The following is a 24,977-nucleotide window of genomic DNA, read 5'->3' as shown; positions in this document are numbered from 1 at the left end:
CTTTCGCGGTATCCCCTAGAAAGGGACCCTACGACCGAGGTTTTTGGCATTTGACATTGTGCACGCTGTTGAGTTCTCAAGGATCGGACGCACCCGACTTCAAGCCTAATGGCTGTCGCTCCGGGGCAACTTGACTACCTTAGCCTCCGTTTGAATCCGTGTCAAATCGACTGAACGGCGTGTTTCCGGCAAACTAGTGCCTGAAAACGCTCCGTTCGTTCGATCGGACGGATCTTGCGAAGAGCTGATTCCTGGCCAAAACGAAGAGCCACACCGAAACGATGTGGGTTGTTTTGACTGGGAGTTGGTCCCGCTTGAGGCCGGAAGCTCTGCGGCTTTTCCGAACCTGTGGGGTGACGAGAGATGACATTACGGGGATTCCGGAGGGGCCGCAAATTGGATCTGACACCCGGGCGTGTCGGGATGGTTCGACCGATATGACGCGCCGACAGCGGATGTCCGAGGGACGACTAGGGCGAGGGCTGAACGCCGCGTTGGGCATCCGCGATCGACACGATGCGGTGCCTGATCAGCTGCCAACCCTGGGGCGGGGTGGTCAGACGCGCGTGCCGTTCACAGAGGTCATAGGTGTGTGGCTCGTGGGTGCCGGCAAGCGGTCCCAGGACAGCAATCGAGTCGGCATAGGAGAACGTGAGAGTCGCCACGGCCTCATCGTTGCAGGAGATTCTTGAACACGCTCTGACTGACATGGTGATTCAGGGTACCGCCGATGCCCCGGAAGTAGACTGAAGGTATGCCTCGTTCACGCCGCACAACCGTGCAAGCACCGACCTCGCGCGGTCGGGGCCGGGACCGACACGGCCGTGGTATCCGCAGTTCTGCCACCGGTCCTTTCCTTCCTCCCCTGCGTACGCGGGTGGACACTTTCGACATGACCATCGCGTCGACGGTCGACTACTTGCGCATGGTGTGGCCGGCCGAACTCGCCGATGTGTCCTTCGAGGTGGCCGCAGGGCCGCCCAACGTGATTCCCGGCGTCGGGGTGGCGCGGTACGCGGTGGATGCCCGTGAGCGTCGCATCACCTTCTTCCGGCTGCCGATCCAGCGGCTGAGCGGACTGCACCGCAATGACGAGTTCCATCAGCGCATGGTGATCGAGAGCTGCGTCTTCCGCGGGGTCGCCGAACTCCTGGGCAAGGACCCCTGGGATCTCGCGCCGGATCGATTCCGCCACTTCTAAGGGCGCATGCCGCACGCGCACGCCACGACGACCAAAATTAAGACCAAACCTTTTCTGACGTGGGGCCGAACCACCTGCATACCAAGCAAGCCCCCACACTCCACAGCAAAGGACTTCATCATGCGCAGCTTCACCAAGACCGCACTCGGCCTCACCACCGCAGGCCTGCTCGTCGCCGGCCTCGCCGCCTGCTCCACCGACGAGGGCACCGCGTCGACGTCGTCGTCCAGCTCCTCGTCCTCCAGCAGCTCCGCCGAAGCCACCCCCACCCCGGTCGCCTCCATCCCCACCCTCACCGGTGTCGACACCTCCGTGCTCCTGGACGCCGACTTCGCCGCCGCCCTCACCAGCCTGGGCCTGACCCCCGGCACCGTCGGCACCGCCACCCTCGAAGAAGGAAGCCTGCACTTCCCCATCACCGGCGGCAACGTGGACTACTACGACCCGGCCGAGGACTACCGCCCCTACGTCCAGGGCAACATCGAACACGAGGGAAGCGGCTTCTCCCTCACCGCCGGCGAGACCGTCGTCGAACTGACCAACTTCACCATCGACCCCGGCACCTCCGAACTCTTCGGTGACGTCACCGCCAACGGCGAATCCGCCGCCACCCAGGTCAAGCTCTTCGACCTCTACGGCGGAACCCTCGAACCCCTCAAGATGGACGGCGACAACGCCATCCTCACCGGCACCACCGTGCACATCAGCGCCGACGCCGCCGCCCTGCTCAACACCACCTTCAACACCGACGCCGTCGCCGACCAGCTCCTCGTCGGCATCGCCACCATCACCGTCAACACCAAGTAACACCCCGCACCACACGAAAAACGGCCGAGCACCCGCTCGGCCGTTTTTTCGCGCCACAAACACCACACACCCCGTGCCCAAACCGCGAAAGCGGGCCGTGCTCGCGAACGGGGCTCTGAGGGGTACACGACGATATCTGCCTCCGGGTAGATTCCCGGGAAAAGTCGCCTACCCTCGACAGGGGGTCGCATCGGCCGCCGACCGACATGACTGGGTACGAATGGGAGAACGCTCGACCATGACCGCCCCCACCACAACACTCCGCCGTGCACCGATTCGGACCATGCGCATCCCGTTCCGCTCGTCGGGGCGTGACGCTCTGCTCGTCGGGCTGTTCGGCACCCTACTGACGCTGGCCTGGTCGTGGCAGCCCTCGCTCTGGTTCGACGAGGCTGCGACGGTTTCCGCCACCATGCGCAGTTGGCCGGAGCTGGGCCGGATGCTGGTGAGCATCGATGCCGTGCACGGTCTGTACTACGCCGGAATGCACCTCTGGCTCGACCTCGTGGGCTACTCGCCGTTCGCGCTGCGCCTGCCGAGCGCCGTCTGCGTCGGGGTCGCCGCCGCGCTGACGGTCATTCTGGTTCGCTCTCGGGTCGGCCGCCGCACCGCGATACTCGCCGGCGTCGCCTTCTGCCTGCTGCCCAGGGTGACCTGGATGGGCGCCGAGGGCCGCTCGTACGCGCTGACCGCCGCACTCGCGGTGGCGCTGACCCTGATCTTCCTCGCCGCGTGGCGTCGCGGGCCGGCGCCACGGCGCATCCGCGTGCTCTGGTGGACGCTCTACGGCGCGGTCGCCGTTGTCTCCACCGTCACCTTCATCTACCTCGCCTTCCTGGTCGGTGCCCACGGGCTGACCGCGCTGTGGACGGTGTGGGCCGGCCGGCGGCGAGACCGGGCCGCACGCGCGTCGCTGTTCGGCTGGATCGTCGCCTCGCTCGCCGCCGGGGCGCTCCTGGTGCCGTTTGCCCTGGCCGTGGTGGGGCAGTCCGGCCAGGTGAGCTGGATCGCCCCGATCAGCTGGGGCAGTTGGAACGGCGTCTTCGTCACCCAGTGGTTCTACCTGAACCGGCCGTTCGCGGTGGCGGGTTGGGCCCTGCTGGTTATCGGCGTCGTCGCCCTGGTCGTCACGGCCCGCCGAACCAGGGCCACCGGTTTCGCGGTGTCGCAGGAGCAGTCCCGAAATCCGTCGCTACTGGCGATCGCGGTGCCGTGGCTGGTTGTGCCCACGCTCGGGGTCATCGTCGCGTCGGCGATGGCGACGCCGCTGTACTCCCCTCGCTACCTCACGTTCAGCGCGCCGGCGGTGGCCATCCTGATCGGGGTGGCGCTCGACCTACTGCGGCGCCGCTGGCTGATCGTCACCGCCCTCGTCGCGTTGGCCGGCCTGGCCGCTCCGCAGTTCATCGCACAGCGACAGCCGGAGGCCAAGCAGAATTCGTCCTGGAGCGAGGTCGCCGACCTCATCAGCAGAGAGCGGGCCGCGCGCCCCGACGACACTGCCGCCATCATCTACGGGCCAGTGCGCCAGCATCCGGCGGCGACAACCCGGGTGATCGCGTATTCGTATCCAGATGCATTCGAGGGGCTGATCGACGTGAAGCTGAAGACCCCGGCCGCCCAGACCGGCGGGCTGTGGGAGACCCGGTACCCGCTGGATGCCGTGACCGACCGGTTCGACGGCGTCGACGCGGTCTGGTTGGTGACGAGCGACAAGCAGGACTGGCGCCCGAGCGTCACCGCCAAGCTCGGCACGCTCGGCTATTCCCTCGACGAGGAATGGGGCCTGACCGGCGTCAACGTTCTGCGCTACGTGCGCTGACCGTTCCTGAGCGCGGCGGGGATCCTGGTCAGCGCGCCACGCCACCGGTTGAGCGCGCCCGGACCGGCGCGCCGCACCGACACGACCACGATCAGCACCAGAGCAATGCCCAGCGAGACCCTGCTGACCGTGAGCGTGGGCACCAGCAGACGCAGGGTCAGGGCGAGCGGAATCGCCAACCATTCCCACCGGCCGCTGAGCGCGATGAACGGCAACAGCAGCAACGCGTACCAGGGGTACCGGGGGCTGAGCACCAGAAGGGTGCCGCCGATCATCACGAGCTGGCCGAGCCAGGGACGCTCGGGGTCGGTCTTCCAGATGGTCAATGCGGCCAGACCGGCCAGCAGGATCGCCGCGACGACGATGGCAGATCCGCCCGGCGCGATCAGGGAGACCAGCGCGAATCTGGACCCGTCCTCGTAGCCCTCCTCGGTGAGGTAGCCGGGCAGGTACCCGAGCACGCCGATGCCGGTGGCCAGCACATACGGCAGATACAGCAGTGCGAAGGTCACGATCGCCGCGACGACGACCTTCCAGCCCTGTCGTTTGAGCATGGCGGGCGCGGCGATTGCCGGGATCAGCTTGACCCCGATGGCCATCCCGAGCAGGATGCCGCCGCGGACGTACTTCGCGCTGCTGACCCAGAACGCGGCGGCGACGACGAAGGCCACCCCCAGCAGATCCACGTGCGAATTGGTGACGCCCTCGGTCGCGACCAGGGGGCACCAGGCCCACACCGCCGCATAGCGCTGGTCGATGCCGCGGCGGCGCATGCCGACCAGCAGCATCCCGGTGATGCCGACGCTCAGCAGCAGACCGGTCAGCTGCAGCGGCCAATAGCCCGCGTCCGCCCCGACGACGGCCCGAACGGCGGCGAAATAGATTTCGGCGGCCGGCGGATAGATGGTGGGCACCGTCGTGCGGTTCAGCGCCGAGCAGAGCGGCAGGCCGGCACCCCGGTCCACGGTCTCGATTCGTTCGCCCACGCAGTCCGGCCCGCCGTCGCCGGACACCGGAGCCGGGAACAGCCAGTCCGGCCGCAGCTCGTCGAGTCTGTCGTCGGCGGGCACATAGGCGTACGGCGAGATGCCGGCGTTCTGCACGATGCCATCCCACGCGTAGCGCGCGGAGTCGGTGCTGGTGTTCGGCGGGCCGACCATCGCCGCCCCACCGATCAGCACGGATCCGGCGAGCACGAGCACCACGACGGCCCGGCCCCGCACCCTCCGCAGGACCACCAAGGCCGCGGCGAAGAGCAGCCAGAGCAGAACGGTGCCCAGCAGCAGAGGCACAGTGTCCCGGTGCGGCCTGAACAGGTCGAAAGCCAGCACGATACCCGCCGTGAGGGCAGCGCTGGCCGCCAAGAGGACCGAGACAATGGCAATACGCACCCTGCCATCCTCCCGCACCCGTCGACGGGCGCTCCGACGGGCCGATGGCGGCGTCATTGAACCGTAAGGATTACCGAGGCTCCCGGCGTCGATGAGGTGGTGGAATGGACTATGCGCCGATTGATGTACGAGGCTAGGGCCCAGCTCGCCTCTCCGGTGCGAAACCCGCGAATGGCCACCGTCATCGGCCGCCTCCTCGGCCTGGCCTTCCTGCTCTGCTTCGGCACCGGCCTGTACAGCCATTTCCTGCAGCAGCCACTGCCGTGGATGACCTTCCCCACCCGACCTGTCGGCCTCTATCAGCTCAGCCAGGGCACCCACATCATCGCCGGGATCGCCTGCTTCCCGCTGCTGCTGGCCAAGCTCTACGTGGTTTTCCCGCAACTGTTCCAGTACCCGCCGGTCACCTCATTCGCCAACTTCCTCGAGCGGGCATCGATCGCTCTCTTCGTGGGCGCCTCACTGGTGGAGATCACGATCGGCCTGCTCAACACGTATCAGTGGTACCCGTTCCCGTTCCCGTTCAAGCAGGTGCACTTCGCGCTGGCCTTCGTGATCGTCGGCTCGCTGCTGGTTCACATCGGCGTGAAACTGCCGCTGATCGCGGCGCACTGGCGAGCCGAACCGGCTGCCGGACCCGAGGAACGCCACCCCGTCGACACCGTCGCGGCGACGTCAGCCGACGACGAGGGGTTGTCTCGCACCCGCGGCCTCACCGGACGGGTGCTCGCCTACATCGACAGCACCCCGGAGCTCCCCGCCCGCACCAGCCGCCGCGGGTTCCTGGCCACCGTGGCCCTGGCCGTCGCGGCCGTCGTCGGGCTCACGGCCGGCCAGACCTTCGCGCCGCTGGACGCCGTCAACGTCTTCGGACCGCGCAAGAAGGGCGTCGGCCAGCAGGGCGTGCCCGTCAACCGCACTTCGGCGCAGGCCAAGGTGGCCACGGCGGCCCTGTCGGCCGACTGGGTGCTCACCCTGGCGGTCGGCGACACCGAACGTTCGTTCAGTCGGGCCGACCTGGCCGCACTCCCGCAGACCGATGTCGACCTGCCCATCGCGTGCGTGGAGGGGTGGAGCCAGATGGCCGCCTGGCGGGGTGTGCGCCTGCGTGACCTCGTCGACGCTGCCGGCGGCTCCCCCGCGTCCGACCTCCGGCTGATCAGCCTGGAGCAGCGCGGCGGCTTCAAACAGACCGAAATGGGCAGCGAGTATGTGCGCGACCCGCTCACTCTGGTCGCCCTCGAGTTGAACGGCGAGATCCTCGACCTCGAGCACGGCTATCCGGCGCGCATGATCGCGCCGGGCCGGCCGGGCGTTCTGCAGACCAAGTGGCTCAGCCGGATCGAGGCGATCGACGCATGATGACAACATCATCCCCGGCCCGGCCATCGAGCCGGATGCGGGCGGCGCGAGTGGTACTCGTCGTCGTCGGCGCGCTCGGACTCGCACTCGGGGGGTACCTGATGGTCGACACCGTCGCTCTGCGGCGGCTGCCGGGGGTCGCTCTCTGGATCGGCGCGGCCATCGTGCTGCACGACGCCGTGATCTCGCCGCTGGTGTTCGGGCTCGGAGTCCTCACCCGGCGCGCCGGGCACAGGCTGGCCGGCGCGATCATCGTGACCGTTCAGGCCGCCATCGTGCTCGGGTCACTGATGACGCTCCTCGTGCTGCCGGCCATTGCCGCGCAAGGCCTGGGGCCAAAGAACCCCACCATCCTGCCGTTGGACTACGCGCGGAACCTGGGCCTGTTCTGGCTCACGCTCGCGGTGGCCAGCGTCCTGATCTCGGTATGGCTCTACCTGCGAACCAGGCGGGCGAACCAGCGGCCGTCGCGGATCCAGTCCTGATCCACCCGGAGCCCGGCCTCTTCGGCGCGCGCCCGGAGCGGCACGATACCGATCTCGGCCCACGGGAACACGCCACTGCTGCGGCCCTGGGCGTCCTCGAGGGTGCCCTCGAAGGCGTGGTCGCGATCGGGATCCTGGCTGACCTCGACCATCAGCACGCCGTCTGCGGCGAGAAGCTCGGCGCACCGGGCCAGCAGCGCCCCGGCGTCGCCGCCGATGCCGATGTTCCCGTCCAGGAGCAGGGCCGTGCCCCAGCCGCCCTCGAGCGGCATCGGGGCGAAGACCGAACTGTTGAGCACCGTGAGGCCCGCCTCCGTGGCAATGCGCACCGCGGTCGGGGACACGTCAACGCCGAGGGCCGACAAGCCGAGGTCCATGGCCGCCCGAACCATCCGGCCCGGGCCGCAGCCGATGTCGAGCACCGGCCCGGCGGCGCCGGTCAGCACGTCGAGGTCGGTGGCGTCGGCGCCCGCGCTCCAGCGGCCGGCATCCATCGGAGCCGCCGCCGGGGCCTGCGCCGCGGTGTTGCGCAGGTACAGCACCGCGGATTCGTCGCGCAGTGCGGCCGCGTATGGTTCGGTGCCGCCGGAGCCGAACGTGGGGTCCGCCTCGAGACCGGCGCGGCCGGCGAGGAGCGTCATCGGGTCACCTCGCTCAGCTGAAGTGCGCCGAAGCCGGCCAGGGCATGCGCGAACCGGCTGTGCGGGGCGAGAGCGGCCACCAGGTGGGCGTCCTCGATGTGATCCACGTCGGTGAGGGTCGGCAGCAGGCGCACCCGAAGCCCCGCGGCTCGGAGCCGGGCGAGCTGGTGCGTGCCGGTATCACTCTGGGACATCGGCACGCCGCGGATCAGGTCGCCGTCGGGGTGCCGCAGGCCGAGGGCCCAGAATCCGCCGTCGGCGGCGGGGCCGAACCAGGCGTCGACGTCGTCGGGCCAGGCCTCGAACAGCGGGGCGAGCACGTCGGCGGTCACCTGGGGGGTGTCCATGCCGATCAGCACGGCGGGTCCGGTGCAGCCGTCGAAGATCGCGCCGAGGCGTTCGTCGAGGCCACCGGCCACCTGAGGCAGGATGTCGTAGCCGTCGGCGGCGGCGGGCGCCACCACACCGTCGAACGCAAGCACCCGACGTGTGGCGGGCAGCGCGGCGACGGCGGCGAGGGTGTCGTTGAGACTGGCAGCGGCCAGCTCCGCGGCCTGCTCGAGGCTGAGCGGCGGGTGCAGCCGGGTCTTCACCTTGCCGGGCAGGCATTCCTTGGCGATGACGATCAGGGTGGTCATCGTCTGGCCTCCTTCAGGAGCCGCGACATATCGGTGATGGCCGTGAGGGTGCCGCGCACCGTGCCGGTGACCTTGCTGCGGCCGACCCTGGGGGCGTACGGGGTGTCGACCTCGCGGATGCGCCACCCTCGGGCGGCGGCCTTGAGGAAGACCTCCAGCGGGTAGCCACTGCGCCGGTCCTGAAGGTCGAGGGACAGCAGGTCGTCTCTGCGGGCGGCCCGCATCGGGCCCAAGTCGTAAATGTTCACACCTGTTGTTCGGCGCAGTCGCCAAGAAAGAGTGGAATTGGCTATCCGAGCGTGCACGGGCCACGATCCGGCGGTCGTCGGACGGCGCCGGCCGAGTACCAGATCGGCTTCTCCGGCTCGCACCGGGTCGACCACCAGGGGCAGATCGCGTGGATCCATCGACGCATCGGCGTCGCAGAACGCCACGATGGGAGCGGTCGCCCGCAACAGCCCGGCGTGCGCGGCCGCACCGAACCCCCGACGGGCCTCGGTCACGACCAGGGCCCCGGCCGCCTCGGCGATGCGCGCCGAGTCATCCGTCGAGCCGTTGTCGACAACGATCGCCCGGTACCCCTCCGGCAGCCGGGCCAGCAGCCAGGGCAGCGCCCCCGCCTCGTTCAGGCACGGCATCACGACATCGACCATGTTTTCGCTCACCCCTCGACCCTAGGTCGGGGGGCGTGCCGACACTCCGTAGCAAACGTTACGGACTGGGGAAATATCCGTGGCAGAGCCGCCGCGGAGCCGGAGCGCCTATCCTTCAAGGGTGAACCCCTCGCCGATGACCGGGCCCCCCGACACTCAACGCCGCATCCTGGTCATCGATGACGACCCGACGGTCTCCGAAATCGTCTGCCGCTACCTGGTGGCGGCAGGATTCCGTGCGGATCGGGCACCGGACGGGCGCCTCGGCCTCCGCCAGGCCGAGGCCCAGCGCCCCGACCTCGTGGTGCTGGACCGGATGCTGCCCCTGCTGGACGGCATCGAGGTCTGCCGCCGCATCAAGACCACGTGGGCGATTCCCGTGATCATGCTGACCGCGCTCAACCAGGAAGAGGACCGGATCGACGGGCTGGAGGCCGGCGCCGACGACTACCTCGCCAAGCCGTTCTCACCCCGCGAACTGGTGTTGCGCGTGCAGTCCGTGTTGCGCCGCACTGTGGCCGAACCGGCCCGCGGCGGGACCGTCGAGGCAGGACCGTTCACGCTGGACCTGGCGGCGCACGAGGTGCGGATGCACGGTGCCGCACTGGTGCTCACGGCCAGGGAATTCGATCTGCTCGCGCATCTGATCGGTCGTCCGCACCGGGCGCTGAGCCGGGAGGAGCTGCTCAAGTCGGTCTGGGGCTGGGACTTCGGCGATCTGTCCACCGTGACGGTACACGTGCGCCGGTTGCGGGAGAAGATCGAGGCCGATCCGACCCGTCCCCAGCTGTTGAAAACGGTGTGGGGGGTCGGCTACAGGTTCGACCCCGAACCCCTGGCCGCCGGCCGGGCCGGCGATCTGGACCAGGGGGTCCTCCGATGACGGTTCCCGGGCTGGTGAGTGTGCTCGTCATCGCACTGGCCTGCGCTCTCATCGTGGGCACCCTCGGCCTGATCAGCCTGCGCCTGCTCGCCAGATACTCGCTCGTGCTGCAACTCGTGGTGGTGGCCCTGGCCACGATCGTGTCGGTGGTCAGCGGGATGGCCGCGGCCGCGTCGCTGATGTACGTGTCAGATCACGACCTGACGGTGTTCTACTTCGTCGCCGGGGTGGCGGGGAGCGTCTCGTTGCTGATGGCGGCCCTGTTGGGACGGTGGATTGCGCGGGACAGCCGGCACCTCACTCTTGCGGCGGCGAGCCTGGGCCGGGGCGAGCCCGTCACGTCCGCGGAGCGGCACAGCAATACCGAATTCGCGGCTCTGGCCGAGCAGTTGACCGCGACCGGGGAACGGTTGCGGGAATCCCGGGACCGTGAGGGCAAGATCGAGTCGGCCCGTCGGGAGCTGGTCGCGTGGATCTCCCACGACCTGCGCACGCCGTTGGCCGGCATCCGGGCGATGGCGGAGGCCCTGGAGGATGACATGGTCGAGGATCCCATCCGCTACTACGTTCAGATCCGCGGGCAGGTGGACCGGTTGAACGGCATGGTCGACGACCTCTTCGAGCTGTCCAGGATCACGTCGGGCACCCTCCGGCTGAACCTGGCCCGGGTCGCCCTCTACGACCTGATCAGCGACACCGTGGCCGACCTCGGTCCCGTCGCGAGGGCAAAATCGCTCGACCTGCGCTTCGAGGGCGCCATGGGTCTGACGATCCTGGCCGACCCGCGCGAGCTGGCCAGGGCCGTCGGCAACCTGGTCATGAACGCGGTCCAACAATCGGCGCCCGGCGGCACCATCGTGGTCTCGGTCACCGAACACGCCGACGGGCGCGCCGTCATCTCGGTGCAGGATTCGGCCGGCGGCATCGACCCTGCGGACCTCGAGCGGGTGTTCGAGCCCGGTTGGCGGGGCACCGAACCGCGCACTCCTGAGGCCGAGTCGGCGAGCCAGGGCCGCGCCGGACTCGGCCTGGCCATCGTGGACGGTATCGTGGCGGCGCACCATGGCGAGGTCACCGTGCAGAACACGCCGGGCGGATGCCGGTTCGACGTGCTGCTTCCCCCGCACCCGGAGACCGCTGGGGTGTGATCCCGGGCGCGGGGCCCGGCCGGAGGAGTCAGACCACGGCCGCCCGCAGCGGGGCCGTGGCGAATTCGCGCATCCCCTCGTCGAAGCTCACCGACGGCATCCAGCCGAGTTCGGTTCGCATCCGCTCTGAGGACGCCGTGATGTGCCGAACGTCGCCGAGACGGTATTCACCGGTGATGACGGGGGCCGGCCCGTCGGCGGCCGTGCTCAGGGCCGCGGCCATGTCACCGATGGTGTGCACGGTGCCACTGCCGACGTTGAAGGGGCGGAAGGTGCCGGCCGGGGCGGTGCCGGTCCACTCGATCGCGGCGAGGTTCGCCGACGCGATGTCGCGCACGTGCACGAAGTCGCGGCGTTGGCGGCCGTCCTCGAAAACCGTGGGGGCCTCGCCGCGTTGCAGGGCGGACCTGAACAGGGACGCGACCCCGGCGTACGGCGTGTTCTGCGGCATCCCCGGGCCGTAGACGTTGTGGTAGCGCAGCGCTGCTGCGCGGCCGGTGGTGCTGCGGCTCCAGGCCGTTGCGAGGTACTCCTGGCCGAGCTTGCTGCTCGCGTAGACGTTGCGGGGGTCCAGGGGGTCGTCTTCAGCCACCAGCGCGGGTTCCAGCGGTTCCCCGGTGGCGGCGTCGGTCGGATCGAAGAGGCCGGCGTCGAGGTCCACGGCACGGCGCGGGCCCGGCCGGGCCACCCCGTTGGCACTGCGGTAGCTGCCCTCGCCGTAGACGACCATCGAGGAGGCCAGGACCAGCCTGTCGATCCCCGCCGCGGCCATCCCCGCCAGCAGCACCGCGGTACCGAGTTCGTTGCTGTGCACGTAGTCGGGCGCATCGGAGAAGTCGACGCCGAGACCCACCTTGGCGGCCTGATGGCAGACCACGTCGATGCCGCGCAACGCGTGCGCGACGACCGCAGCGTCTGTGACATCACCGACCACGAACTCCACGCGGGGATCGACCGCGGGCAGTCCGCCGTGCACGTCGCGGCGGAGGGAGTCGAGCACCCGCACCCGCCAGCCACGGGTGAGGGCTTCATCGACGATGGCCCCGCCGATGAAGCCGGCGCCGCCGGTGACGAGGAGGTGGCGGCCGCTCGGGCGCCTAGCGCCCGGTGCGTTGCTGGTCTGGGTCACGGCGGGCTCCTTGGAGGACGGGGTCAGTGCGAGTAAACCGGGATGGCGGCGGCTAGCGGCCCGATCGGGCTGAGGGTGAACGACGCGGACTGGCCGTCACCGGTATACCGGACCGACGCCGCGATACCCGTTCCGCCGGCAACCAGGTGGCTTTGGGATCCGGCCAGCGCCACCACGACGGATTGGCCGGCGGCCACGCTCACGTCGATGATCGACCCGGTTTCAGAGGTGATGGTCAGGTCGGTGTCCGCACCTGAGGTGTTGGCCAGGTGCAGGGCCGGCGACGGACCGTCGGCGACACTGACCAGGAAGTCGCCGTCCTGGGGCGCGGCTGCGGCGGACCAGGCGAAGTCGGCGGCGGCGCTTCCGGCCGTCGTGGTGACGGCCGCGGCAACCAGCGGCTGGTCGGCGTTCAGCTTGACCGTGTAGTTGCCGGCGACGACTCCGCTCAACGGGATCTCGGTGGCGATGCCGGCCTGGATTTCAACCTCGAGGGAGGTCCCTGTCGACGCGCCGTCCTCGCTTTGCACACCGACACTGACGGTCGCGTCAGTGTCGCCGGGAACCAGCACGCGCACCGACGGGGTGTCGTCGGACACGGCACCGACATCGGCAGAGGCTTCTGCGCCCAGGGCGGTGACGGCGACGCCAGGGATGGTCTGGGTCGTGGACGGTGTGGTCGTCGGCCCGCTGAGATCGACCCCGCCGGGCTGGATGCCCCTGACCAGGCTCTGCTGCAGGGTCGCGGCGACCTGCCCACCGGTGGCGGTGACGTGCACGACCGGGGACCGCAGGTTGGGCGCGAGCCCGGCCAGGGACACGATCCGCTGGCTACCGGGCTGCACGAGGATGCCCGTGGAGCCGGGGGCATCCACCGGGCCGGCTTCGCCGTAGACGGCGAGGTCGACGGACGCCACGACGGTGGTGGGATTGCTCAGCAGCACGAGGCTGGTGCGGCCCACGTCGGTCGACCCGCTCACCAGCCAGGAGTCGCTGGACGCTTCGGTGCAGGCGGCCGCGGCCAGCCCGCCGACGGACTCGCCCGTCGCGGTCTGTGATTGGGAACCGGCGACAAGTGGGGCGTCGGTGGCGCCGGCCTCCACCGGCACGGTCAGCACGCTCGGGGCGCCGTCGCGTGGTGCCTGCGAGTTGTCGGTCGCGGTGAGGTCGGTGCGCTCTACGGGGACCTCGTCGGCGCCGGAGCCGGTGCCGCGCGCCGCATACACGGCCGTGTACGGGCCGACGGAGGTCGCGGCATCCGCCTGGGTGGAGTCTTCGGCGAGCGTGAGGAGGGGGCCGGGGCAGACCCGCAGCTGGTCGCTCGCGACCGGCGTCACCAGGGTCGACGGCGGGTCGCTCACGAGCGAGGGCCAGGGCACGATCGCGGCACCGCCGACGGCGACGACGACGACTCCGATGCCGATCAGGCCCGCGGCATACCTGGCGCCGAGGACGGCGACTCTGCGCTTAGTTGCCATGGTCTGAATCCTTCGGGCTGCTGGTGTCCGCCGACGGTCGGTCAGTGGCCTCGGCCGGCTCGGCCGGAGCTTCCGCCGGAGTCGGCGAGGCCGAGTCCTCGATGCTGGGGAGGACACCCTTGGCGCGCCGGCCTGCCGGACGTTTCATGCGCCGGGGCCGCGCGGGCCGCGACGGACGCGCTACCCGGGTGGGCTTGGCCGGTTTGCTCAGGCGGGATGCGCGTCGGATCGCTTCGCGGTGCGCCTGCCGTACGGCCTCTCTGCCGGCCCCGGTCGGCACCGACAGGAGCACCGTCGCGCCGATCACGAACACGGCGATCAGGCCGGTCACCAGCCCGAAGATTCCACCGGCATCAGCGGGGACCTGCCCGTTGACAGCGGCGTCGGTCGGCACGTCAGAACGCCACAGCCGGCCGAAAGCGGTATCACCGACGGGCGCCAGGGCGGCGTTGCCATCAAGGGAGGTCGTGGTGCGGGTGCTCGTGTCACTGGCCGCCTGCGTGATGCCGACGTCGCCACCCCACTCGGCGGGCTCGGCGGCCGCCGGCAGCAGCAGGACAAAACGAATGCCGAACTTCGCCAGGTCGGCCGAGGCATCCAGTCCGCTCTGTGAGGCGAGGTTGCCCGCCAGGGTGGCCAGCTCGGTCTGTTCCTCGGTGAGCGTGCTTGCCGTGCTGTTCAGGGTGGACTGGGCGTCCAGGCGCACGCCGGAGCCCCGGACGATGGTGGCGAGGATGCCGCCATCGGGCTGCGGCACGATCTGCAGGGTGCCGACCCTGGGCTCGACGGCGGCCTCGGCGGTGACGAAAGCGGGCTGCGTGCGACCGATACCCTCCTCGACGGCCGAGGTGCCGAGCGGGATGGCCCCGGCCAGCGGCAGGGACACCACGGCCACGGCCAGGGCAGTGACCACGAGCGGTGCGATGGCCATGCGGTGCAGGCCGCGGGCGGCGAAGACCACCGCTCCGACCAGACCGAGCCAGTACAGGCTGAGTCCGGCGCCGGGCCAGATGCCTACCGCCTGGGAGCCGAGCTCCGCCACCGACAGGGAACCGGCGAGAATGGCCGTGCCCAGCCCGAGCAGGGCGGTGACCAGCGCGAGCGCTGCGCCGCGGGCGCCGGGCAGGAGCAACGCCATCAGGGCCAGGACGGCCATGGGGATCAACAGGAGGGGAACCAGGTAACCGGCCACGGCAGCATCGCCGCCCCAGATCGGCAGCAGCTGGGTCCAGCCACCGAAATCGCCGGCCGGGAAGCCGAGGATGAACTGCCAGGTGGGCACGGGGGCCGTGGGCACCGGAACTCCGGGATCGGCCAGCAACGCCAACCAGTTGCCGCGCAGCGCCTGGTCCCACAGCAGGGGGATGGCCAGAGCGAGCGCCGGCAGCGGGATCCCGACGAATCGCATCACGCTGCGGCCGCTGACGAGCACGCAGATCAGCCAGCCCACCAGCAGCGCCGGAGCGAGGGACGGCGCGCAGGCGACGATCGCGGCGAACAGCAGGGCCGCCGATCCGGATGCCGACCAGGACCGCGCGGCGGCGAAACCGGCGAAGAACAGCCAGGGCAGCAGCAGGTGCACGATGATGGCGGCGGGCCGGCCGGCCGCGAGAGCGGTGAGGAAGGTGGGCGAGAGCGCCCACAGCACGGCGGCCACGGCGCGGATCGAACCACGGTGAGTCAATCGGGTCGCGGCCATCCAGGCGCCGATCGCGGCCAGCGGGAGGGCCAACAGATACAGCAGGACCATCGCGAAGGACGGTGACCAGAAGGTGAGGGTGCCGAGGATGGCGAGCACCACCGCGAACGGGTCAGCCGCCCCCGTGAAGCCCAGGCCGATGTCCCGCCAGCCGTAGCCGACGTTGGCCCAGAGGTCGCCGACGGTAGCGGAGAGCGGGAGCAGGCCACCGCCGGTGAGTGATTGGGCTCCGATCAGCGGCGCCAGGATGGCGACGCCGACCAGGGCGGCGGCGAGCAGGGTCCAGGCCCCGCCGCCGGCGAAGAACCGGATTTCCGGGCGGTCGCCGCGGAGTCCGGTGAGGGCCGCTTCCCTGGTGAGGGCATGCCGACGGCGCACTTCAGCGGCCGACACGCGCAGGGAGGAGATCGACGACCAGGCGAGGGTGCGAGTGGCGGCGAGCCGCCGCCGAGCGGTGAGCACCCTGCCGCCCTGGAAGGCGGCGGCGAAGGCGGCGGAGAATTCACCGAGGATCGACCCCGGTTCCTTGCGCAGAAGGTTTCCGATGGCGCGGAGGAAGGCGAGCGGGATCAGGGAAATCCAGTGCACCGGCAGCGCCCAGGCCGGGGCGTAGACCAGCCGGCGGTGCAGCTGAGCGGACCGTTCGGCGCGCGCCCGGCGACGACTGGCCCGACCGCGGGAGGAACCGTCGGGGCCGGCAACGCCGTCCCCGGCCGAGCTGACCCTGGCCGCGGCGACCACGGAGACGCGGTGGCCCGCGAGGCGCACGCGCACGCAGAAGTCGAGGGAATCGTCGACGATGGGAAGCGCGGGGTCGAAGCCGCCGAGCTTGTCCCAGACGCTGTGGCGTACGAGCATGCCGCCGGCGCTGACGGCCAGGACATCACTCATGCCGTCGTGCTGCTCCTGGTCGAGTTCACTCTCGACCAGCGTCACGGTGGCGCCGTACGGGGTCATCGACTCGCCGAAATCGTGGATGTAGTCGTCGGCGACCCATTCCATGACCTTGGGTCCGGCCACCGCCACTGACGGCGCGACCTCCAGTGCACCGATGAGGCTCTCGAGGGCGCCGGGCTCCGGAGCGCTGTCCTGGGCGAGGAGCCAGAGCAGCTCGTGGTCGCCGGCCGGAGGACTCATCACCCGGGTGGCGGCGCTGATGGCGGCACCGAACGACAGGGCGGAATCCGCCGAGATGAGATGGGTGGGCCCGAACGCAGCCAACAGTTCCGAGGTGGTGTCGCTGGAACCGCAGTCAACCGCTATGACCGTGTCGGGCTGCCGGGTCTGGCGGCGGAGGGCCTCGAGAGTTCGCTCGAGGTGCGAGGCGCCGTTACGGGCGACGATGATGGCGGTGACTCTGGCTTGCATATCGGGAACAGCCTAGGTCGGTTATCGGTGAAGATCGCTGAACCGGTCAGGCGCGCCCTGAATCCGGCCGTCCGGCCTCGCTCCGCGGATCGGGCTCAGCCCGCCCGCTTTCGAAGTTTGCGTCGCTCACGTTCGGACAGTCCGCCCCAGATTCCGAAGCGTTCGTCGTTGGCGAGGGCGTACTGCAGGCACTGGGGGCGGACCTCGCAGGACGCACAGATCTTCTTGGCGTCCCTGGTGGAGCCGCCCTTTTCCGGGAAGAAGGCCTCCGGGTCGGTCTGGGCGCACAGGGAGTCCGACTGCCAGGCGAGCGGATTGTCGTCCGCGCCCTCCGCAATCGTCGGATCCTTGCGAACGCCGGGCACGCCGAGGCGCACGGGATCGACGAACCAGTCTTCAGGTACCCCAGAACGATATTCAGACAACGTCATATCGCCTCCACCCATCAGCTCACGCACGTTTTCGCGCTAGAACTAATTACACCGGTGTAGTTCACATCCGTCAAGTCGCGGATCGTAAACCCTCAATGCGGGCTGGAGAGTTCAGACTCGCCCACTATGCCCGAATCGTGTCGTTGATCAGACGGTGGATGCCTGCCGGGATTCCCAGGCGCTGCGCACCATGTCTTCGAGGGTGTGTCGCATCTTCCAGTCCAGGTCGCGCGCGGCCATCTCGCCCGACGCGACGATGCGGTCGGGGTCTCCCGAACGACGCGGGCCGATCTCCGGGCTGAACGGGATCCCGGTCACGGCCGCGACCGTGCTCATGATCTCGCCCACCGAAACGCCCTCGCCACTGCCGAGGTTGTAGACCGGGGCGATCGTCAGACCGGCGTCCAGCCGCCGGGCGGCGGCGACGTGCGAGATCGCGAGGTCGGCAACGTGGATGTAGTCGCGCACGCAGGTGCCGTCCGCGGTCTGGTAATCGTTGCCGTTGATGCGCGGGGTGCGACCGTCGATCAGGGCCTCGAAGACCATCGGGAAGAGGTTGTGCGGGCTCGTGTCGCGCAGGTCAGCGCTGCCGGAGCCGACCACATTGAAATACCGCAGCGAGGTGTGCGCCAGTCCCGCGGCGACGGCCTGGTCGCGCAGGAGCCACTCGCCGATCAGCTTGGACTCACCGTACGGCGACTCGGGGCTCTTCGCGGTCTCTTCGGTGACGAGGTCGGTGAACGGGGTGCCGTAGACCGCGGCGCTCGAGGAGAACACGATGCGGCCGACGCCGGCCTCCTGCATGGCCGCGAGCAGCAGGGCGGTCGCCGTCACGTTCTGCTCGTAGGTGTGCAGCGGGCGGGATACCGAGACACCGGCGTACTTGAATCCGGCGACGTGCACGACGCCGCTGATCGGGTGCTCGGCAAAGGTCTTCGCCAGCAGCTCGGTGTCGAGCAGGGTGCCCTTGATGAAGGGGACTCCGGCCGGCACAAAGTCAGCGTGCCCGCTGGACAGGTCGTCCAGGACGACGACCTCGATGCCCTCGGCGAGGAACGCGCGGACGACGTGGGAGCCGATATAGCCGGCCCCTCCGGTTACAAGCCAAGCCATGTGGTGCCCCTGCGCTCTCCGGGCAACCGTGTGCTGCCGCTGCAGACCACACTATCGCCCGCGCGGGAACGGTTCGGGATGCCGGTTACGGCGTGCCAGTTCGGCCTCACCGTAGCCGTCGGAGCGCATGGTGACGATGCTCGCCGCCACGGCCCAGATGGACAGGGCCAGCAGTACACTCAGAAACAGGATCATGGCACTAACGGTAGGTCTTGCGACTTTCTGCCACGAGTGGCAGAGTTGCCGTTTACCCGCACATTCCTGCCATCGTCTCCGAGGACCCCATGCTGAAGAAGATCGTCTGCGTCGCCATCCCCGGCATGGCCCCCTTCGAGTTCGGGGTGATCTGCGAGGTGTTCGGTATCGACAGGTCGGAACACGGCGGCCCGGCCTTCGATTTCCACGTCGTCACGGCGGTGCCGGGCGCCCTGCGCACCAAGATCGGCTTCGACATCGTCGTGCGCGACGACCTCGCTGCTGCGGCGGACGCCGACCTCATCGCGATCCCCGCCTACGAGGCCGGCAGCGAGATCCACCCCGACGTGCTCCGCGTCGTCCGTGAGGCTGAGCGGCGGGGCGCCTGGGTGCTCAGCGTGTGCAGTGGCGCGTTCATCCTCGGCGCCGCCGGAATCCTGGACGGGCGACGCAGCACCACCCATTGGATGTACGCCGAGGCCCTCGCCCTGGCCTACCCGAACACCACCGTCGACCCCGATGTGCTCTTCGTCGAGGACGACCACGTGGTCACCGGCGCCGGGACCGCCGCCGGCATTGATGCGGCCCTGCACGTGGTGCGCCGGGAACTCGGCGCCGCAGCTGCGAACGTGATCGCCCGGCGCATGGTGGTGCCGCCGCAGCGTGACGGCGGCCAGTCCCAGTTCATCCAGGCGCCGATTCCCGAACAGCGCAGCGATTCCTTCGCCACGATCACCGACTGGATGCTGCAGAGCCTCGACCAGGACCTCACCGTCGACCAGCTCGCCAGGCGCGCGCTGATGTCGCCGCGTACCTTCGCGCGCCGGTTCCGGGCCGAGCTGGGCACCACGCCGACGGCCTGGCTGAACCGGCAGCGCCTGATCCTGGCCCAGCAACTGCTCGAGGAGACCGACGAGACCCTCGACCTCATCGCGGCGCAGACCGGATTCGGGGCCGCGAGTGTGATGCGGCACCACTTCGTGCGCAGCCTGCAGACCACACCGACGGCGTACCGCCGCACCTTCGGCCGGCGCCGGACCGCGCCGGACTACGCCGGCACGGTTCCGGGCGGGACGGACTACGGCGTGGTGGCCAGGAAGACTTCGCCGGAACCCGCGAAGGTGAGCGTTCCCTCGTCCGGCGTGATGTAGACCGACTCTCCCCTGGCCAGCGAGACCGACGAGCCCGCACCGGCGACCAGGAACCGGCCGGCCGTGCAGATCGCGATGCCGGGTCCGGTGAGCGTCAGCTGCCGCATCGGCACGCCGGCCGGGCCGGATGCTGTGGCGGACGCATCCGCCGAAACCTCGATGTGCGCCAACTCGAAGTCGGGTACGTCGGGCCTGTACACGGCGACGCCGTCGGCCTGCGGCTCCGGCGCCAGGTAGGGCACCGGCAGCGGTGCGAAGTCGAGAACGTCGAGGAGCTCGTCGACGTCGATGTGCTTGGGGCTGAGGCCGCCGCGCAGCACGTTGTCCGACGCGGCCATCACCTCGACGCCGAGGCCGGACAGGTAGGCGTGGATGTTGCCGGCGGGCAGGAAGAGCACCTCGCCGCGTTTCAGCGACACCAGGTTGGTGAGCAGGGAGATGACGATGCCGGGGTCGCCCGGGTACGCGGCCGAGAGCGAGCGCACGGTGTCGAACTCGGCGGCGAAGCTCACCCTCGCGCCGCCGTCGATCAGGAATGCGGCCTGCTCGGCGAGAGCCACGACCCGCTCGACCAGCCAGGACACCTCGCCGGTGTCGCCGCCGCGACCGTCGCGCAGCAGCCAGTCCACGACGTCGTGGATCGCGTCGTCGCCGATCAGACGGTTTTCCAGGCCGAGCAGGGCCGCGGGCTGGGGATCGTCCATAGTGGCGTCCAACGCGCGCAATTCGGCGAGGATCGAGCGGATCTGGCGCGGGTCGCGGAAGCCGCACAGGGCCTGGAAGGTGTCGCTGAGCGCGAAGATGATTTCCGGCTTGTGGAAGGGGTCCCGGTAATTGCGGTCGGCCGCGTCGATCGGGATACCGGCCGCATTCTCGAGGGCGAAGCCGGCCGCGGCGCGGGCAGGCGACGGGTGCGCCTGCAGCGAGAGCGGGCCGTGGGCGGCGAGGATCTTCATCAGGAACGGCAGGCGCGCCTGTCCGGCGTGCGCGGCACCGAGCGCGGCTGCCGGGTCCCGGTCGATCCATTCGGCGAGGTTGGCCGCTCCCCCGGTGAGGGTGGGGTCGGCGATCACCGATGGGCAACCGGGGTGGGCGCCGAGCCAGAGCTCGGCTTCGGGGCCGCCGGATGCGGGCCGGCCCAGCAGGTCGGCGATCGCTGTCGGCGAGCCCCAGGCGTAATCGCGCGGTGTGTTGCTGATGCCCACAAACATGCTTGGCTCCTGAACCTCGAGGTTTAGACCAAACTACCAACCGCTTTCCTTCGCCCGGCGCAGAGTTCTAGGCTGAACGTCCCGGTCAACGCGCTCGCGCGGCCGGCATCTAGTGCAAGGGAGCCAGATGACTTTCGAACCGCTCAGCAGTGATTTCTTCGGGTACGAGAACCTCCTCGAGGATCACGAGAAGGCCGCGCTCGCGCGCATCCGCTCGTATCTCGAGGCGGATGTGCGACCCGTCGTGAACGGATGCTGGGAGCGGGCCGAGTTCCCGTCCGAGATCATCAAGCCGCTCGGCGCTCTCGGCGCGTACTCGTTCGGCTGGGAGGAAACCCGGCCGTTCCCGAACTCTGCGGTGTTCCGCGGCTTCGTGGCGCTCGAGTTGGCGCGGGTGGACGCATCCGTCGCCACCTTCGTCGGCGTGCAGAACGGTCTCGTCGCCGGATCGATCGCCGCCTGCGGGTCGGCTGCGCAGCGGGCCTTCTGGCTGCCGCGCCTGGCCACGGGTGACGTCGTCGGCGCCTTCGCCCTCACCGAACCGTTGAGCGGCTCCGACTCGGCGCAGGGGCTGCGGACGACCGCGACCCTGGACGGTGACACCTGGGTGCTCAACGGGCAGAAGCGTTGGATCGGCAATGCCACCTTCTCCGACATCACCATCGTGTGGGCCAAGGACACAGCGGACGGCGCCGTCAAGGGTTTCATCGTGCCCACGGACACCGCCGGGTACACGGCAACCAAGATCGAGGGCAAGATCAGCCTGCGTTCGGTGCAGAACGCCGACATCACGCTGGAGAACGTTCTGGTGCCAGAGCACAACAGGCTGCAGAACGCGAACTCGTTCCGCGACACCGCCAAGGTGCTGCGCTTCACCCGCGCCGAGGTGTCTTGGGCGGCCGTGGGACTGGCGATCGGCGCCTACGAGGCCGCGGCGGCGTACGCCGTGGAACGGGTGCAGTTCGGCAAGCCGATCGGCGGCCACCAGCTGGTGCAGGACCTGCTCGTGAAGAGCCTGGGCAACATCACGGCCAGCCTGGGCATGGTGGTGCGGGTCTCCCAGATGCTCGACGACGGCACCCAGCGCGACCAGCACTCTGCCCTGGCGAAGTCGTACACGACGTCGCGGATGCGGGAGACCGTCTCGTGGTGCCGGGAACTGTTCGGCGGCAACGGCATCGTGCTGGACTACGACATCGCCAGGTTCTTCGCCGACGCCGAGGCGATCTACTCCTACGAAGGCACCCAGGAGATGAACACCCTCATCGTCGGCCGCAGCATCACCGGTCTGGCCGCCTTCGTCTGACCGGTCCGGGCGGGGTGCGGCCGGCCCTGACCGGGACTTCGGACGAGAAAGACATACTGGCGAACTAAGCTCTCCGGCATGCGAACCTCAGAAGCGGCCCGCGGCGCCGGAAGTCTGGTGATCATCCCGACCTACAACGAGTTCGAGAACCTGGAAAAGATCGTTTCGCGCCTGCTGACGGCTACGCCCGCCGCACACGTGCTGATCGTCGACGACGGCAGCCCGGACGGCACCGGTGCCCTGGCGGACCGGATGGCCGAGGCTGACGACCGCATCAAGGTCGAACACCGCACCGGCAAGCTCGGCCTGGGCTCCGCCTACGTGCTGGGCTTCATGTGGGGACTGGCGCGAGGCTACGAGTTCTTGATCGAGATGGATGCCGATGGGTCACATCCGCCGGAGCGCCTGCCCGACATGATCGGCCGGGTCGCCTCCGACGAACCCGGCGCCCCCGACCTCGCCGTCGGCTCCCGGTGGGTGCCCGGTGGCAGCGTGGTCAACTGGCCGCGGCACCGGCAGCTGCTCAGCCGGGGCGGGAACACCTACGCGCGCCTGGTGCTCGGTCTCTCGCTCAAGGACGTCACCGCCGGCTTCAGGGTCTACTCGTCGGCGACGATCGCGGCGATGGATCTCGCGGCCGTTTCGTCGAAGGGCTACTGTTTCCAGGTCGATATGACCCTGCGGGTGCTCGATCAGGGCCGTTCGGTCGTGGAGCTCCCGATCGAGTTCCGCGAGCGGGAGGCCGGCGAGTCGAAGATGAGCCAGGCCATCGTGATCGAGGCCATGCTGCGGGTCACCCAGTGGGGATTCCAGCGTCGCTTCACGAAGATCCGCTCCGGCCGGGCGCAGGCCACGGTCCGTTAGATGGTGACCGTGCGGCGGGGAGCGCCTGAGGTGGACGCGATTGTGGTCGGATCCGGCCCCAACGGGCTCGCTGCCGCGGTCACGCTGGCCAGGGCCGGCCTCTCGGTGCGGGTCTACGAGAGGTCCGCGACCGTCGGCGGCGGCGCCGCGACCGCGGAGCTGACCCTGCCGGGTTTCCACCACGATGTCTGTTCCGCCGTGCACCCGCTCGCGCTGGCCTCCGAGTTCTTCAAGCGGTTCGGGCTCGCGGACCGGATCGAACTGGTCGTCCCCGAGGTCTCCTACGGGCATCCGTTGCCGGGCGGCACCGCCGGGCTGGCCTATCGCAGCCTGGAACGCACCGCCGCCGAGCTGGGCCGGGACGGCGCGGCCTGGAACCGGTTGTTCGCTCCCCTGGTGGCACACTCCGAGCGGGTGGCGGAGTTCACCGGTGCGCAGCTCCTGCGGCTGCCGAGGCATCCGGCCACCGCGCTGCGCTTCGGTCTGCGGGCTCTCGAGCAGGGCAGCCCGCTCTGGGATCTGCGCTTCGCGGGCGAGACGGCGCCGGCCCTGCTCACCGGCGTCAGCGCGCACACGATCAGGGCGCTGCCGAGCATCGCCACCGCCGGCGCAGGCCTCACCCTCGCCACCTACGCGCACGCGGGCGGCTGGCCGATCCCCGTCGGCGGCAGTGGCGCGATCGTGACCGCGATGGTCGACGACCTACTCGCCCACGGCGGCGAGATCGTCACGTCGACCGAGGTGCGGCGGCTGAGCGACCTGCCGCCGGCCCGCGTGGTCATGCTCGACCTGACGCCCCGGGCGCTGCTTCGCCTCGCCGAGGGCGAACTGCCCGCCGCATACGCTCGGCGGCTGCGCGCCTTCAAATACGGCAACGGCGTCGCCAAGGTCGACTTCGCACTGTCCGACCCGGTGCCGTGGCAGGCCGCCGGTTTGCGGGCGGCGGGCACCGTGCACGTGGGCGGCACCCGGGCGCAGATCCGGCGAGCCGAGAACACCGTCGCGCGCGGCCGGCACGCCGAGGAACCCTACGTTCTCGTGTCCCAGCCCAGTGGCCTCGACCCCAGCCGCGCCCCGGCCGGTCAGCACACCCTCTGGGCGTACACCCATGTTCCGCGCGGCTCCACCATCGACCAGACCGAGGCGATCGTGCGCCAGATCGAGCGTTTTGCTCCAGGCTTCCGCGACACCATCCTGGCCAGCGCCGCTCGCAGCGCATCCAGCGTGGAAGCGCACAATCCCAATTACATCGGCGGCGACATCTCCGCCGGCGAGGTGAGCATGACCCAACTCGTGCGCCGACCGGTTCTCTCCCCGGACCCCTGGCGCACTCCCCTGGACGGCGTCTACCTCTGCTCGTCGTCCACACCGCCGGGCCCCGGCGTGCACGGCCTGGCCGGCTGGCACGCCGCCCTCAGCGCTCTTCGTCACGACCTCGGAGTACGTACCGCCCCCGATCTCTCCCCGACCAACCAGGAATAGGTGACACCGTGGCCGTTAACCATCGCACCATGAACTGCCCGCCCGAAAGCGTCTTCGCCGTGCTGGCGGACGGCTGGTTATACCCGAGCTGGGTCGTCGGGGCCTCCCGGATGCGGGACGTCGACCCGGCGTGGCCGATCGCAGGAAGCGTCATCTACCACTCTGTCGGCGTCTGGCCCGCCCTGATCGACGACACCACGTCGGTTCTGGAGTGGGATCCACCCAGGCACGCGCTGTTCAAGGCCCGCGGCTGGCCGCTCGGTGAGGCCCACGTGGCGTTGGATGTGAAGGCTCGCGGCGACGGATGCGTCGTACGCATTACAGAGGACGCCACCGCCGGTCCCGCCCGGTTCGCCCCCTCCTTCCTGCGTGAACCGGCCATCAAGATCCGAAACGAAGAGACGTTGCGCCGGCTCGCCTTCCTCGCCGAGGGCGGCGCCGGGTTCAACTAGCCCCGCCGCCGTCGGGCGCGTCGCCGAAGCCGAGTCCGTCAGCAGTTCTCGGAACGCGCCCGTCTCG

General features: G+C 69.7%; 24 protein-coding genes. 12 read left to right on the top strand and 12 right to left on the bottom strand.

Going from position 1 to position 24,977, the window contains the following annotated elements; genetic code table 11:
• Positions 1-470: 470 nt before the first annotated feature.
• Complete coding sequence (locus RCH12_RS03075; protein ID WP_327016006.1) at positions 471-710, bottom strand: DUF3499 family protein; 240 nt, start codon at positions 708-710, stop codon at positions 471-473.
• Positions 711-892: 182 nt separating this feature from the next.
• Between RCH12_RS03075 and RCH12_RS03070 the strand changes: the two genes are divergently transcribed.
• From RCH12_RS03070 to RCH12_RS03060, 3 genes are all read left to right on the top strand, one after another.
• On the top strand, positions 893-1,201 hold the full coding sequence (locus RCH12_RS03070; protein ID WP_327016005.1) for a hypothetical protein: 309 nt from the start codon (positions 893-895) through the stop codon (positions 1,199-1,201).
• A 120-nt stretch (positions 1,202-1,321) separates the two neighbouring features.
• Positions 1,322-2,008 carry a hypothetical protein gene (locus RCH12_RS03065; protein ID WP_134493537.1) on the top strand — a complete coding sequence of 229 codons (687 nt, stop codon included), beginning with the start codon at positions 1,322-1,324 and terminating at the stop codon, positions 2,006-2,008.
• Between the two features lie 238 nt (positions 2,009-2,246).
• Positions 2,247-3,830 (top strand): glycosyltransferase family 39 protein, encoded by a 1,584-nt coding sequence (locus RCH12_RS03060; protein WP_327016004.1) that lies wholly within the window; start codon positions 2,247-2,249, stop codon positions 3,828-3,830.
• On the opposite strand, the gene RCH12_RS03055 is transcribed toward RCH12_RS03060, so the two are convergent.
• Positions 3,818-5,221 carry a glycosyltransferase family 87 protein gene (locus RCH12_RS03055; protein ID WP_327016003.1) on the bottom strand — a complete coding sequence of 468 codons (1,404 nt, stop codon included), beginning with the start codon at positions 5,219-5,221 and terminating at the stop codon, positions 3,818-3,820. The genes RCH12_RS03060 and RCH12_RS03055 overlap by 13 nt on opposite strands.
• Positions 5,222-5,332: 111 nt before the next feature.
• On the opposite strand from RCH12_RS03055, the gene RCH12_RS03050 reads away from it, so the two are divergent.
• Both RCH12_RS03050 and RCH12_RS03045 read left to right on the top strand, forming a co-directional pair.
• Positions 5,333-6,583 carry a molybdopterin-dependent oxidoreductase gene (locus tag RCH12_RS03050; protein ID WP_327016002.1) on the top strand — a complete coding sequence of 417 codons (1,251 nt, stop codon included), beginning with the start codon at positions 5,333-5,335 and terminating at the stop codon, positions 6,581-6,583.
• Positions 6,580-7,068 (top strand): hypothetical protein, encoded by a 489-nt coding sequence (locus RCH12_RS03045; protein ID WP_327016001.1) that lies wholly within the window; start codon positions 6,580-6,582, stop codon positions 7,066-7,068. The genes RCH12_RS03050 and RCH12_RS03045 overlap by 4 nt, the downstream gene beginning before the upstream one ends.
• Here the strand turns inward: RCH12_RS03045 and RCH12_RS03040 are convergent.
• The 3 genes from RCH12_RS03040 to RCH12_RS03030 are packed head-to-tail and all read right to left on the bottom strand — an operon-like array spanning position 7,017 to position 9,000.
• Positions 7,017-7,709 (bottom strand): class I SAM-dependent methyltransferase, encoded by a 693-nt coding sequence (locus RCH12_RS03040; RefSeq protein ID WP_327016000.1) that lies wholly within the window; start codon positions 7,707-7,709, stop codon positions 7,017-7,019. The two genes, RCH12_RS03045 and RCH12_RS03040, sit on opposite strands and share 52 nt — an antisense overlap.
• The gene (locus RCH12_RS03035; RefSeq protein WP_327015999.1) at positions 7,706-8,347 is read right to left on the bottom strand and encodes a TIGR04282 family arsenosugar biosynthesis glycosyltransferase; all 642 of its coding nucleotides are present in this window, start codon (positions 8,345-8,347) and stop codon (positions 7,706-7,708) included. The genes RCH12_RS03040 and RCH12_RS03035 overlap by 4 nt, the downstream gene beginning before the upstream one ends.
• Positions 8,344-9,000, bottom strand: a complete 657-nt coding sequence (locus RCH12_RS03030) for a glycosyltransferase family 2 protein (protein WP_103430292.1) — start codon at positions 8,998-9,000, stop codon at positions 8,344-8,346. The genes RCH12_RS03035 and RCH12_RS03030 overlap by 4 nt, the downstream gene beginning before the upstream one ends.
• Positions 9,001-9,136: 136 nt before the next feature.
• On the opposite strand from RCH12_RS03030, the gene RCH12_RS03025 reads away from it, so the two are divergent.
• Together RCH12_RS03025 and RCH12_RS03020 are read left to right on the top strand one after the other, a co-directional pair.
• Positions 9,137-9,883 (top strand): response regulator transcription factor, encoded by a 747-nt coding sequence (locus tag RCH12_RS03025; RefSeq protein ID WP_327015998.1) that lies wholly within the window; start codon positions 9,137-9,139, stop codon positions 9,881-9,883.
• Positions 9,880-11,031, top strand: coding sequence for a sensor histidine kinase (locus RCH12_RS03020; RefSeq protein WP_103430293.1), 1,152 nt, complete (start codon positions 9,880-9,882; stop codon positions 11,029-11,031). The genes RCH12_RS03025 and RCH12_RS03020 overlap by 4 nt, the downstream gene beginning before the upstream one ends.
• A gap of 28 nt (positions 11,032-11,059) precedes the next feature.
• Here RCH12_RS03020 and RCH12_RS03015 read toward each other — a convergent pair whose 3' ends face one another.
• From RCH12_RS03015 to RCH12_RS02990, 6 genes are all read right to left on the bottom strand, one after another.
• Positions 11,060-12,160, bottom strand: coding sequence for an NAD-dependent epimerase/dehydratase family protein (locus RCH12_RS03015; RefSeq protein ID WP_327015997.1), 1,101 nt, complete (start codon positions 12,158-12,160; stop codon positions 11,060-11,062).
• A gap of 23 nt (positions 12,161-12,183) precedes the next feature.
• Positions 12,184-13,638: a DUF5719 family protein gene (locus RCH12_RS03010; protein ID WP_103430295.1), complete on the bottom strand. Its 1,455-nt coding sequence runs from the start codon at positions 13,636-13,638 to the stop codon at positions 12,184-12,186.
• Positions 13,628-16,705: a glycosyltransferase family 2 protein gene (locus RCH12_RS03005; RefSeq protein ID WP_327015996.1), complete on the bottom strand. Its 3,078-nt coding sequence runs from the start codon at positions 16,703-16,705 to the stop codon at positions 13,628-13,630. Before RCH12_RS03005 ends, RCH12_RS03010 begins: the two co-directional genes overlap by 11 nt.
• A 95-nt stretch (positions 16,706-16,800) precedes the next feature.
• Complete coding sequence (locus RCH12_RS03000) at positions 16,801-17,136, bottom strand: WhiB family transcriptional regulator (protein WP_103430297.1); 336 nt, start codon at positions 17,134-17,136, stop codon at positions 16,801-16,803.
• 147 nt (positions 17,137-17,283) lie between these two features.
• Positions 17,284-18,249, bottom strand: a complete 966-nt coding sequence (gene galE, locus RCH12_RS02995; protein WP_103461165.1) for a UDP-glucose 4-epimerase GalE — start codon at positions 18,247-18,249, stop codon at positions 17,284-17,286.
• A gap of 51 nt (positions 18,250-18,300) precedes the next feature.
• Complete coding sequence (locus RCH12_RS02990) at positions 18,301-18,444, bottom strand: hypothetical protein (RefSeq protein ID WP_165787882.1); 144 nt, start codon at positions 18,442-18,444, stop codon at positions 18,301-18,303.
• 89 nt (positions 18,445-18,533) lie between these two features.
• Here RCH12_RS02990 and RCH12_RS02985 point away from each other — a divergent pair, with 89 nt between their 5' ends.
• Positions 18,534-19,595 (top strand): GlxA family transcriptional regulator, encoded by a 1,062-nt coding sequence (locus RCH12_RS02985; protein WP_327015995.1) that lies wholly within the window; start codon positions 18,534-18,536, stop codon positions 19,593-19,595.
• Here RCH12_RS02985 and manA read toward each other — a convergent pair.
• A complete protein-coding gene (gene manA, locus RCH12_RS02980) occupies positions 19,523-20,806 on the bottom strand; it encodes a mannose-6-phosphate isomerase, class I (RefSeq protein ID WP_327015994.1) in 1,284 nt (427 codons plus the stop codon). The two genes, RCH12_RS02985 and manA, sit on opposite strands and share 73 nt — an antisense overlap.
• Before the next feature lie 127 nt (positions 20,807-20,933).
• Between manA and RCH12_RS02975 the strand changes: the two genes are divergently transcribed.
• From RCH12_RS02975 to RCH12_RS02960, 4 genes are all read left to right on the top strand, one after another.
• Complete coding sequence (locus RCH12_RS02975) at positions 20,934-22,112, top strand: acyl-CoA dehydrogenase family protein (protein WP_327015993.1); 1,179 nt, start codon at positions 20,934-20,936, stop codon at positions 22,110-22,112.
• Positions 22,113-22,190: 78 nt separating this feature from the next.
• Positions 22,191-22,976, top strand: coding sequence for a polyprenol monophosphomannose synthase (locus RCH12_RS02970; RefSeq protein WP_103430302.1), 786 nt, complete (start codon positions 22,191-22,193; stop codon positions 22,974-22,976).
• Complete coding sequence (locus RCH12_RS02965; protein WP_327015992.1) at positions 22,977-24,458, top strand: phytoene desaturase family protein; 1,482 nt, start codon at positions 22,977-22,979, stop codon at positions 24,456-24,458.
• A 29-nt stretch (positions 24,459-24,487) separates the two neighbouring features.
• Complete coding sequence (locus RCH12_RS02960; protein WP_103461171.1) at positions 24,488-24,910, top strand: SRPBCC family protein; 423 nt, start codon at positions 24,488-24,490, stop codon at positions 24,908-24,910.
• Positions 24,911-24,977 lie beyond the last annotated feature (67 nt).

The sequence above is a fragment of the Cryobacterium sp. MP_3.1 genome (genome assembly GCF_035984795.1).
GTDB lineage: Bacteria > Actinomycetota > Actinomycetes > Actinomycetales > Microbacteriaceae > Cryobacterium > Cryobacterium zongtaii.
This window is presented reverse-complemented; position numbering and strand designations above follow the sequence as displayed.

What these genes read in the sequence shown, in the direction of transcription:
- RCH12_RS03075 (WP_327016006.1), bottom strand. Translation starts at nt 710, where the DNA reads ATGTCAGTCAGAGCGTGTTCAAGAATCTCCTGCAACGATGAGGCCGTG.
- RCH12_RS03070 (WP_327016005.1), top strand. Translation starts at nt 893, where the DNA reads ATGACCATCGCGTCGACGGTCGACTACTTGCGCATGGTGTGGCCGGCC.
- RCH12_RS03065 (WP_134493537.1), top strand. Translation starts at nt 1,322, where the DNA reads ATGCGCAGCTTCACCAAGACCGCACTCGGCCTCACCACCGCAGGCCTG.
- RCH12_RS03060 (WP_327016004.1), top strand. Translation starts at nt 2,247, where the DNA reads ATGACCGCCCCCACCACAACACTCCGCCGTGCACCGATTCGGACCATG.
- RCH12_RS03050 (WP_327016002.1), top strand. Translation starts at nt 5,333, where the DNA reads ATGCGCCGATTGATGTACGAGGCTAGGGCCCAGCTCGCCTCTCCGGTG.
- RCH12_RS03045 (WP_327016001.1), top strand. Translation starts at nt 6,580, where the DNA reads ATGATGACAACATCATCCCCGGCCCGGCCATCGAGCCGGATGCGGGCG.
- RCH12_RS03040 (WP_327016000.1), bottom strand. Translation starts at nt 7,709, where the DNA reads ATGACGCTCCTCGCCGGCCGCGCCGGTCTCGAGGCGGACCCCACGTTC.
- RCH12_RS03035 (WP_327015999.1), bottom strand. Translation starts at nt 8,347, where the DNA reads ATGACCACCCTGATCGTCATCGCCAAGGAATGCCTGCCCGGCAAGGTG.
- RCH12_RS03030 (WP_103430292.1), bottom strand. Translation starts at nt 9,000, where the DNA reads ATGGTCGATGTCGTGATGCCGTGCCTGAACGAGGCGGGGGCGCTGCCC.
- RCH12_RS03025 (WP_327015998.1), top strand. Translation starts at nt 9,137, where the DNA reads ATGACCGGGCCCCCCGACACTCAACGCCGCATCCTGGTCATCGATGAC.
- RCH12_RS03020 (WP_103430293.1), top strand. Translation starts at nt 9,880, where the DNA reads ATGACGGTTCCCGGGCTGGTGAGTGTGCTCGTCATCGCACTGGCCTGC.
- RCH12_RS03010 (WP_103430295.1), bottom strand. Translation starts at nt 13,638, where the DNA reads ATGGCAACTAAGCGCAGAGTCGCCGTCCTCGGCGCCAGGTATGCCGCG.
- RCH12_RS03005 (WP_327015996.1), bottom strand. Translation starts at nt 16,705, where the DNA reads ATGCAAGCCAGAGTCACCGCCATCATCGTCGCCCGTAACGGCGCCTCG.
- RCH12_RS03000 (WP_103430297.1), bottom strand. Translation starts at nt 17,136, where the DNA reads ATGACGTTGTCTGAATATCGTTCTGGGGTACCTGAAGACTGGTTCGTC.
- galE (WP_103461165.1), bottom strand. Translation starts at nt 18,249, where the DNA reads ATGGCTTGGCTTGTAACCGGAGGGGCCGGCTATATCGGCTCCCACGTC.
- RCH12_RS02990 (WP_165787882.1), bottom strand. Translation starts at nt 18,444, where the DNA reads ATGATCCTGTTTCTGAGTGTACTGCTGGCCCTGTCCATCTGGGCCGTG.
- RCH12_RS02985 (WP_327015995.1), top strand. Translation starts at nt 18,534, where the DNA reads ATGCTGAAGAAGATCGTCTGCGTCGCCATCCCCGGCATGGCCCCCTTC.
- manA (WP_327015994.1), bottom strand. Translation starts at nt 20,806, where the DNA reads ATGTTTGTGGGCATCAGCAACACACCGCGCGATTACGCCTGGGGCTCG.
- RCH12_RS02975 (WP_327015993.1), top strand. Translation starts at nt 20,934, where the DNA reads ATGACTTTCGAACCGCTCAGCAGTGATTTCTTCGGGTACGAGAACCTC.
- RCH12_RS02970 (WP_103430302.1), top strand. Translation starts at nt 22,191, where the DNA reads ATGCGAACCTCAGAAGCGGCCCGCGGCGCCGGAAGTCTGGTGATCATC.
- RCH12_RS02965 (WP_327015992.1), top strand. Translation starts at nt 22,977, where the DNA reads ATGGTGACCGTGCGGCGGGGAGCGCCTGAGGTGGACGCGATTGTGGTC.
- RCH12_RS02960 (WP_103461171.1), top strand. Translation starts at nt 24,488, where the DNA reads ATGAACTGCCCGCCCGAAAGCGTCTTCGCCGTGCTGGCGGACGGCTGG.